The following is a 9,527-nucleotide window of genomic DNA, read 5'->3' as shown; positions in this document are numbered from 1 at the left end:
CGACCGTATCACGCGCGACGTGAAGCGTCGCGTCGACGAAAGCGCGCGGGCGCGATCCGCGCGCGACCGGGTCCGCGATGAGGCGGAGCTGGGAGAGGAGGCTTTCTTGGATAACGACTACCTGCCGGGCGAGCTGGAGCAGCCCGATGAGCGCATCGCGCAGGTGCGCAGCCCTCGCGACGAAGCCGATCTCGATGCCGAGGCCGAGAGCGCTACGGCGCGGGAAGACCGTCGCGAGCTTCGCGAGGAGCGCCGCGAACGCCGCGAACGCCGCGAGGCGCGCGAGCGGGCCGACCGGACCGGCGGTCCCCAGACCGTGCAGCCCGACGACGTGCGCCTCGACGAGGAGGCGGATCGGGCGCTCGAGGACGCCGAGGAGGCCGCCGAGACCGACGAGCGTTCCATGGACGTCGAGCGCGCCGAGCTGGCCGAGGGCGAAGAGGCGGCCACGACCGACGACGGGCGGAAGGATCGCTGATGAGCGATATCGCCGCGCTGTTCACCTGGGTCAACATGCGCTTCCTGTTGCAGGGGCTCGGCATGACGCTGCTCATATCCGCTTTGGCCATCCTCTGCTCGGTGGTGCTGGGCACGGTCATCTCGGTCATGCGCACGTCGAACGCCCGCGTGCTGCGGGGCATAGCCACCGTGTACATCGAGATATTCAAGAACACGCCGCTGTTGCTGTGGATCATGTTCACGTTCTTCGTGGCGCAGTTGCCGCCCATCGGCGCGGCCGTGCTGGCGTTCACCCTGTTCACAAGCGCGAGCGTGGCGGAGATCGTGCGCGGCGGCCTGGCCAGCGTGCCGCACGGCCAGTACGAGGCGGCGCGTTCGCAGGGCTTCTCCACCGTGCAGACGTACGTGCTGATCATCCTGCCGCAAGCGCTGCGCAACATGGTGCCCGCGCTGCTGTCGCAGTTCGTGACCACCATCAAGGACACGAGCTACCTGTGGGGCGCCATGGCGTTGCAGGAGCTCATGGGCCGCGGCATGATCCTCATGAACAGCTACAACTCCACCGCGCAGATCTTCGCCATCTTCGGCATCATGGCGCTTATCTACTTCATCGTGTGCTTCACGCTGTCGCAGATCGTCCGCGCCTACCAGCGCAGGCTGAAGGAAGCCCGCGCCGCGTAGGGAGGGTTGCACGAGCGCGTTTCCCAGCCATCCCGAGCGCAGCGCGAAGTCGAAGGATCCCCCTGCGCGTCATCCGAACGGCGTTCCGCCGACCGGGGCCGCCGCATGCGACAACAGCGGCGGGCCTATGTGCGGCAAAATCGGGCTTTTGGCAGCACGGAAACGAGCTTCTCGCGGAGGCGGTCGGGCGATCAGGCGTTTTCCCGACAGCTTGGCGATCGGGCGTCTTCTTGCGGCGTTCGAAACGTGAAAACGCTGCCAAAAGTTCGATTTTGCTGCAGATCGATCCCTGGAAACGTGCGCGAGACGGAATTTGCGCCATGCGGCGAGCCGTTCTATCCCGCACCGCTTGCCTCGGCTGCCGACGCTACTGCACGTAGGCGAGGTAGGGGAGGTAAGCCTGCGCGCTTTCGGGGACGGCGAGCGTGACCGTCTGGCCGTAGACCTCGACGGAGACGTAGCCGGGATCGTCGTAGGTGGTGACGGTGCCGTTGATGCCGAGGGCGTTACCGTCGATGGTGCCGGTGGCCGTGGCGGTGGAGGGCAGCGAGGCGGCTTGCCATCCGTCGATGTCGAGCTGCTCGATGGCTTGATCGACCTGGCTTTCGCTGAGGCCGGTCGCCGCGGCGATGCTCGCTTTGCTGCCCTCGAGGGCGCTCTTGGCCTTGTCCTTGAGGCCGGTCGCGTCGATGGCCGCGTTCGCGGCGGCTGCCTTCGCGTCGTTCGCCAGGTCGCTGGCGGGGCCCGATCCGGTGCCCGAGAAGGCGAACACGCCCACGATGCCTACGATGATGAGGGCGATCAGCCCGAGGAACACGCCCAGGACTCGTTTCATGCGTAACCTCCCGTATCTCGACCCAGAGGGCCGTTGCGTTCGGCGGGACGCCGCCGCTGCTGCGTTCGTGGTGCGTGCGGAGCGGGGCGGTGGGTCGTTTCGGCGGCTCATCCCTTGCGATCAAGGGTACCCGAGAACGGGGCGCTTCACAAAACGACCCCAGCATCTTCAACCCGCGGTAACGAAATAACCACTCGATTTCCGGAAGTGCGCATGCGACGCGTGCGCGAGGAGTGCGCCGCCGCTCTGCCGGTACAAACGGGATTGGGAAGAGAGGCGGCCTTTATGACCACGCTCAGCGAATACCATGCGGAGCAGATGAAAGACCCGGAATACGCCGCTGAATACGAGCGTTTGCGGCCGGAGTACGACATCATCGATGCGATTATCGCGGCGCGTGCCGAAGAGAATCTCACTCAGCGCGAGCTCGCGCAGCGGTGCGGCATGAAGCAGAGCGCGTTCGCCCGGCTGGAGTCCGGCAACGCCAACCCCACGCTCGAAACGCTCAAGCGCGTGGCCGAGGGTCTCGGCAAGCAGCTGCGCATCAGTTTCGTCTAGCGCGTCCGTTTTCGCCAGCTTGGCAATTTCTCTCGCGCGGCGCGGAAAATCGTGTATGCTAACACCTGCTGTGCCCGAACGGCGCGGCGCATGCGCGCTTGACGGCGCGCCCATCCCCGCACACGTTAATAAATAGGTGGGGCAACCGTGTGAACGAAACAAGGCTGCGGGAGGCGGCCGGAAAGAACAGGAGGGAACCGCGTGAAGCTGGTGGTAACCGAGAAGAACGACGCGGCTCAGAAGATCGCCGATTTGCTTGGCGTGAAGAAACCCAAGGCGGACAAGGTGTACTCGACGCCGGTGTACCGCTTCGACGTGGACGGCGAGGAATGGGTGACCATCGGCCTGCGCGGCCACATCCTGGAGCCCGACTTCGCGCCGACGATGGTGTACAAGAAGCGCGGGGGATGGCAGGGCGTCACCGAGGAGGGCGAAACGCTTCCGGCGGAGCTGCCCGCGTCGCTGCCGAAGCCCCCGTTCAAAAAGAAGAAGCCCTTCACCGAGGACGGCGTGGAGCTGAAATCCTGGAAGATGGACGCGCTGCCGTACCTCGTGTACGCGCCCATCAACAAGCTGCCCAAGGAGAAGGAGATCATCCGCTCCCTGAAGAACCTCGCGAAGAAGGCCGACTCGGTCATCATCGCCACCGACTTCGACCGCGAGGGCGAGCTCATCGGAAGCGACGCGCTCAGCTGCATCCAGGAAGTGAACCCCACGGCGCCCGTGTCGCGCGCCCGCTACTCGGCGTTCACGAAAGAGGAGATCACGCACGCCTTCGACAACCTCGTCGAGCTCGACGTGAACCTCGCCTCCGCCGGCGCCTCGCGCCAGGACATCGACCTCATCTGGGGCGCGGTGCTCACGCGCTACCTGACGCTCGTGAAGTTCGCCGGCTACGGCAACGTGCGCTCGTCGGGTCGCGTGCAAACTCCCACGCTCGCCCTCGTCGTGGCGCGCGAGCGCGAGCGCCTCGCGTTCGTCCCCGAGGACTACTGGGTGATTCGCGGCGCGTTCGGTGCCGATCCCGACTCGTTCGAGGCCCCGCATGCCACCGCGCGCTTCAAGGCGGAGGCCGAGGCGCAGGCCGTCATGGCCCATGTGGAGGGCGCCACGCGCGCCACGGTGGCGTCCGTCGAGAAGAAGAAGCGCACCGTGCAGCCGCCCGCGCCGTTCAACACCACCTCGCTCATGGCGGCGGCGTCGGCCGAGGGCCTGAGCCCCGCGCGCACCATGCGCATAGCCGAGAGCCTGTACATGGACGGCTACATCTCGTACCCCCGCGTGGACAACACGGTGTACCCGAGCTCGCTCGACCTCGCCGACACGGTGAAGGCCATCTCCGGCAACCCGGCCTACGCGCCGTACTGCAAGGAGCTACTGGCGAAGGGCAAGCTCACGGCCACGCGCGGCAAGAAGGAGACGACGGACCACCCGCCCATCTACCCGACCGCCAAGGCCACGCCCGACGATCTGGCTCCCGCCGACTACAAGTTGTACAACCTCATCGCGCGGCGCTTTTTGGCGACGCTGTCCGAGGCGGCCGTCATCGAGGGCACGAAGGTCACCCTCGACGTGAACGCCGAGCCGTTCGTGGCGAAGGGCGACGTTCTGGTGAAGCCGGGCTACCGCGCTATCTACCCCTACGGCCTCAAGAAAGACGAGCAGCTGCCCGCGCTTTCCGAGGGCGAGACCGTCGCGTTCAACGGCGCCGTCTGCACGAAGAAGCAGACCGAGCCGCCCGCGCGCTACAGCCAGGGCAAGCTCATCCAGGAGATGGAGAAGCTGGGCCTGGGCACGAAGTCCACGCGCCATGCCATCATCGAGCGCCTCTATGCGGTGAAGTACTGCATGAACGACCCCATCGAGCCCAGCCAGCTGGGCATGGCCGTGTGCGATGCGCTGGACAAGTTCGCCCCGCACATCACGCACCCCGAGATGACGGCCGAGCTGGAAGAGGAGATGGACAACATCGCCGAGGGCCGCACGACGAAGGCCCAGGTGGTGGACACGAGCCGCAACCTTTTGTCCGAGCAGCTGGCCAGCCTGCTGCCGCACTCCGAGGAGGTGAAGGAGGCCCTGGCCGACGCCGTGGCCGCCGACGCCTACGTGGGCCCGTGCCCGAAATGCGGCAAGGACCTGCAGCTGCGCGCCTCGCAGAAGACCCGCAGCATGTTCATCGGCTGCGCCGGCTGGCCCGACTGCGACGTCACGTACCCGCTGCCGAAGGGCAAGGTGGAGGCCGTCCCCGAGCCGTGTCCCACGTGCGGCATGCCCCAGGTGAAGGTGACCGCGTTCCGCAGCAAACCGCGCACCATCTGCATCGACCCGCATTGCTCCACGAACCAGGAGCCCGACGTGGTGGTGGGCGAGTGCCCGGCCTGCAAGGAGAAGGGCATCCAGGCGAAGCTGATCGCGCAGAAGAACCCGCGCACCCTGAAGCGCTTCATCCGCTGCGAGAACTACGATGACTGCGGCACGGGCTATCCGCTGCCCCAGTACGGCGCGCTCACGGCCACCGAGGAGGTGTGCGAGCACTGCGGCGCCCCGATGGTGATCGTCACCACCGCGCGCGGCCCGTGGAAGCTGTGCCCCAACTTCGACTGCCCCGGCAAGGAGCAGAAGGAAGACGAGAAGGGTGCCAAGGGCGCCAAGGGGACGGCGGCCAAGAAGCCGGCGGCGAAGGCTCCCGCGAAGAAGCCCGCGGCGAAGAAAGCCCCGGCCAAACGCGCGCCCGCCGCGAAGAAGGACTAGGCGAAAGCGCGGAAGGCGTGAAGAAACCGTCCGCTTGGCCCGCCGAGAAAACACAGCGACGGGCCAAGCGGTACAATCATGCGAAGTACGATCAACGAGCGAGGAGAGCTATCACATGCCCAAGGTAACCATCGTCGGCGCCGGCAACGTCGGTGCCACCGCAGCCCACATCATCGCGTCCAAGAACCTGGCCGACGTCGTGCTCATCGACGTGGCCGAGGGCCTGCCGCAGGGCAAGGCGCTCGACATGATGCACATGCGCAGCGTCGAGCAGTTCACGGTCAAGGTGATCGGCACGAACGATTACGCCGACACGCGCGATTCCGACGTGGTGGTCATCACTGCCGGCATCGCCCGCAAGCCCGGCATGACGCGCGAGGACCTGCTCGGCGTGAACGCCGGCATCATGAAGTCGGTGATCGGCCAGGCCATGGAGGCGTCCCCGAACGCCGTGTTCATCTGCGTGACGAACCCGCTCGACGTGATGACGACGCTGGCGTTCCGGGAGTCCGGCCTGCCCGCGAACCGTCTCATGGGCATGGGCGGCGTGCTGGACTCCTCGCGTCTGGCGTTCGCGGTGTGCGAGCAGCTGGGCTGCGCGCCGGCCGACGTGACCGCCTGGGCCGTGGGCGCGCACGGCGAGGGCATGGTGTGCTGGCCGCGCTTCACCACGGTGGACGGCACCCCCATCACTGAACTCATGGACGAGGCGGCCGTGGCCAGCGTGGTGCAGCGCTGCGTGAAGGGCGGCGCCGAAGTGGTGGCCTTCCTCAAGACCGGCAGCGCCTACTACGCGCCCGGCGCGTCCATCGCGAAGATGGTGGAGGCCATCCTCACGGATTCGCACGAGGTGATGAGCGTGTGCGCGCACATCGACGGCCAGTACGGCATCGAGGATCTCTACATGAATGTTCCGGTGCGCCTCGGCAAGAACGGCGTCGAAGAGGTCGTGGAGTTCGACCTGAACGATGACGAGCTGGCCGCGCTGCGCGCCAGCGCCGACAGCGTGCGCGCGGGATTGGCGAACCTGCCGGAGTAGCCGATCTGCGAGACGGGGGAGGGAGCCGCGCAGAACTTCCCGCACGCGCAGCGATTGCTGCCGTACGGACTCCTCCTGTCCCTGCCGGTTGAGAGGGTCGGCGTAGGTTGCGATAGTGCGGATCGGGGGAGCGTCGCTTGGGCGGCGCTCCCCGTCGTTAAGGGAGGGGTTGCGCTCCCCCTGGGAAGGAAGGGCTCAGCATGCTGGTCGAGATCGACGAGAGGTACTGTATCGGGTGCGGGCGCTGCGTGGACGATTGCGTGGGCGCGAACCTTGAGGTAGAGGGCGTCACGGCGCGCGTGAAAGGGCTCTGCATCCTGTGCGGGCACTGCGTGGCCGTGTGCCCCACCGGGGCGGTGTCCATTCCAAGCTACGATATGGCTGACGTGGAAACATGCGTGCCCGCCGGCGCGGCTGTCGATCCTCGCACAATGCTTCGGGTCGTCAAGTCGCGTCGCAGCGTACGCGACTACCTCCCGAATACGATCGAGCAGGACACGCTGCGCCTCGTGCTAGAGGCGGGACGCTACACCGCCACGGCGAAGAACGCCCAAGGCTGCCGCTTCATCGTGGTGCAGGACGAGCTCGACGAGTTCAAGCGCCTCGTGTGGGACGGCATCGAGGGCATGCTGGCGCCCCCTGCCGCCGACAAGCCGCGCTGGGTCAAGCTCTACAAGCCCTTCCTGGTCGACGCGCGGGCGGGGCGGCAGGACTTCCTGTTCCGCAATGCGCCCGCCGTCGCGTTCGTGGCGGCCGAGCGCGCCGACGACGCGGGGCTGGCCGCGCAGAACATGGAGCTCGTGGCGGCATCGCTCGGCTTGGGCGCCCTGTTCAACGGCTACCTGTGCCGCGCGGCCGAGGAGCTTCCCGCCGTGAAGGCGTTCCTCGAAGCGGAGGACAAGCCGCTGCAGATATGCATGCTGCTGGGCCATCCCGCCGTCTCCTACCGGCGAACCGCGCCGCGCCGCGCCGGCGACTTCGTGATGAAGTAGCGCATGAAGGTTGTAAGCGTCGAGCAGGCGCGACGGCATCGTTTGCGCGCGCATCATCTCGATCGCGCATACGGCATCGAAGACGCGGCGGAGCTTGCGGGCGCGTGCGGAATGCAGAACACGCCGCCGGGCGCATGGGAGACGGCCTTGTTCAACCGCGCGCCGGCCTGTCGCAGGGAAGATGCCGAGCGCCTGCTGTACGGGGAGAAGACGCTCGTGCAGGCGTGGAGCCTGCGCGGCGCGCCCGTGGTGTTCCCCGCGGCCGAAAGCGCGGCGTTCCTGTCGGCGCTCGTTCCGGCGAAGGGCGAGCCGTGGGCGTACACGAAGGGCATCGGCCTTGCGCTCGATGCGCTGGGCATGGAGTTCGACCGGCTGCTCGAACTGCTCGTGCGGGCGATGCCGCGCCTCGACGACGAGGCGATCGCGAGCAAGGTGGCGCTCGATCAAACGTTGGCGGATTGGGTCGAGCCGCTGCTTCCTGCGAACAAGCGCGCGGCGTGGCGACAGCCGTCGATGTACGGCAGCCCCGACAAGCAGACGGTGGGAGGAGCCGCGGTGTCGTTCTTGCTGCGCCCGTGCTCGTTCATGGGCCTCGTCGTGTTCGGCGAGCGCGCCGGCGCAACGCCCACGTTCACCTCGTACCGAAGGTGGACGGGCGGCGCGCTGCAGCCGGACGCTGACGCCGCCGCGCGTCTGGTGCGGAAGTTCGTCCATTGCTACGGGCCGACGAGGCCCGATGCGCTCGCGGCCTGGACGGGGTGCTCGGGCGCGCAGGCGCGCCGCATGTGGAAGGGCATTGCGGACGAGCTGGAGCCGGTGGAGTTCGGCGGCAAGAAGGCATGGGCGCTGGCGGCCGACCTCGATGCGCTCGCATCGGTAGCGCCGCCGGAGCGCGAGGTGCTGCTGCTTGCCGGCCACGATCCCTATCTCGATCAACGCGACCGCGCCACCTTGCAGGTCGACGTTTCGTTGCAGCGGCGTATCTGGAAGACCGTTGCGAACCCCGGCGTCGTCGTGCGCAACGGGGAGGCCGTGGGCACGTGGACGGCCAAGAAGAAGGGTGCGGGCCTGTCCGTCTCGCTGGCTACGTGGGTTGCCTGCTCCGAACAGAAGCTGCGCGACCTCGCCGAGGCCTACGCCGCCTTTCGGGGTTTGAAGCTGTTGGGCGTGAGCTTCGAGTAGCATCTCGGCTCGTCCCGAGAAACATCGCGAATGCACGGTTTCCGGACTCCATGTGCGGCAAAATCGTCGTTTTGGCACGTCGAGCTCGTTCGGAAGCCGTGTTCCGGAACACCGTCGGAACGCGAGCTGGGGTTTCGCCTGGCCGATTCCCAGAAAAAGGCGTCGAAGCCCGTCGAGACTGCCAAAACGACGATTTTGCCGCACATCGCCTTAAGGAAAGGTGCGGCGGGACGCCGGATGCGGGCGAGCGTATGCGTTCATGGGAAGATTTGCCGAAGCGATCGACGGGGGCGGGGAAGGAGTAACGTGCTTGCGGTATAATCTCTCCTTATGGAAACCATCATCACGAAATCACAGGTCGCGGACGCAGTCTACGCGGCCATCCCGAAGCTGGCCTGCGTGCTGCCGGCCGATATCGAAGCGGGGCTCGCCGTGGCGCGGGAGCTCGAGGGCAATCCGCGCGGGCGCGCGGTTCTCGACCAGCTAATTGAGAACGCGGCGATCGCCGCCGAGGATCGCGTGCCTATCTGCCAGGACACCGGCACCGTGTGGGTCAGCCTCGAGATCGGGCCTGACGTAGCTGTACGCGGCGACGTGTTCGCCGACGTGGACGACGCCGTCGCCCGCGCCTACGACGAGGCGCGCCTGCGCAAGTCGGTGGTGCGCGATGCCGTCCTCGACCGCGCGAACACGGGCGACAACACGCCTGCGTTCTGCGACGTCCATCCCGTGGACGAGCCGGGCGCGGCGCGGCTGCACGTTATGCTGAAGGGCGGCGGCTCGGACAACGCGAGCCGCGTGGTCATGCTGGTTCCGGGTGCCGGCAAGCAGGGCATCGTCGACGAGCTCGTACGCTGCGTGCGCGAGAAGGGCGCCAACGCCTGCCCGCCGCTCGTGGTGGGCGTCGGCATCGGCTCCACGTTCGACAAGGTGGCCGGCTTGGCGAAGCGGGCGCTCATGCGGCCTGTGGACGAGCCCGCGGCCGACGACCGCCTGCGCGCGCTCGAAGAGGAGCTGCTCGCGGCCGTGA

General features: G+C 67.2%; 8 protein-coding genes and 1 pseudogene. 8 read left to right on the top strand and 1 reads right to left on the bottom strand.

What is annotated here, in order from left to right:
- Nucleotides 1-478: pseudogene (locus HMPREF1023_RS03315) on the top strand (polar amino acid ABC transporter permease); the annotation flags it as partial.
- Complete coding sequence (locus HMPREF1023_RS03310; RefSeq protein WP_009304731.1) at nt 478-1,140, top strand: amino acid ABC transporter permease; 663 nt, start codon at nt 478-480, stop codon at nt 1,138-1,140. The pseudogene HMPREF1023_RS03315 and the gene HMPREF1023_RS03310, both read left to right, overlap by 1 nt.
- A gap of 367 nt (nt 1,141-1,507) precedes the next feature.
- Here HMPREF1023_RS03310 and HMPREF1023_RS03305 read toward each other — a convergent pair whose 3' ends face one another.
- Nucleotides 1,508-1,975 (bottom strand): hypothetical protein, encoded by a 468-nt coding sequence (locus HMPREF1023_RS03305; protein WP_009304730.1) that lies wholly within the window; start codon nt 1,973-1,975, stop codon nt 1,508-1,510.
- A 222-nt stretch (nt 1,976-2,197) separates the two neighbouring features.
- Here HMPREF1023_RS03305 and HMPREF1023_RS03300 point away from each other — a divergent pair, with 222 nt between their 5' ends.
- The 6 genes from HMPREF1023_RS03300 to HMPREF1023_RS03275 form a co-directional block, all read left to right on the top strand.
- Nucleotides 2,198-2,533: a helix-turn-helix domain-containing protein gene (locus HMPREF1023_RS03300; RefSeq protein WP_231566134.1), complete on the top strand. Its 336-nt coding sequence runs from the start codon at nt 2,198-2,200 to the stop codon at nt 2,531-2,533.
- Between the two features lie 201 nt (nt 2,534-2,734).
- Entirely contained in the window at nt 2,735-5,284 is a 2,550-nt protein-coding gene (locus HMPREF1023_RS03295; RefSeq protein ID WP_009304728.1) for a DNA topoisomerase I, read from the top strand.
- Between the two features lie 115 nt (nt 5,285-5,399).
- Nucleotides 5,400-6,323 (top strand): malate dehydrogenase, encoded by a 924-nt coding sequence (gene mdh / locus HMPREF1023_RS03290; protein ID WP_009304727.1) that lies wholly within the window; start codon nt 5,400-5,402, stop codon nt 6,321-6,323.
- 200 nt (nt 6,324-6,523) lie between these two features.
- Nucleotides 6,524-7,315, top strand: coding sequence for a nitroreductase family protein (locus tag HMPREF1023_RS03285; RefSeq protein ID WP_009304726.1), 792 nt, complete (start codon nt 6,524-6,526; stop codon nt 7,313-7,315).
- A 3-nt stretch (nt 7,316-7,318) separates the two neighbouring features.
- Nucleotides 7,319-8,497 carry a winged helix DNA-binding domain-containing protein gene (locus HMPREF1023_RS03280; protein WP_009304725.1) on the top strand — a complete coding sequence of 393 codons (1,179 nt, stop codon included), beginning with the start codon at nt 7,319-7,321 and terminating at the stop codon, nt 8,495-8,497.
- A 330-nt stretch (nt 8,498-8,827) separates the two neighbouring features.
- Nucleotides 8,828-9,527 (top strand): fumarate hydratase (locus HMPREF1023_RS03275; RefSeq protein WP_009304724.1); only part of this gene is annotated, 700 nt, incomplete at its 3' end.

This window comes from Eggerthella sp. 1_3_56FAA (genome assembly GCF_000185625.1).
In the GTDB taxonomy this organism is placed as follows: domain Bacteria; phylum Actinomycetota; class Coriobacteriia; order Coriobacteriales; family Eggerthellaceae; genus Eggerthella; species Eggerthella lenta.
Note: the sequence above shows the minus strand (reverse complement) of the source record. Positions and strands in the feature narration are given on the sequence as shown.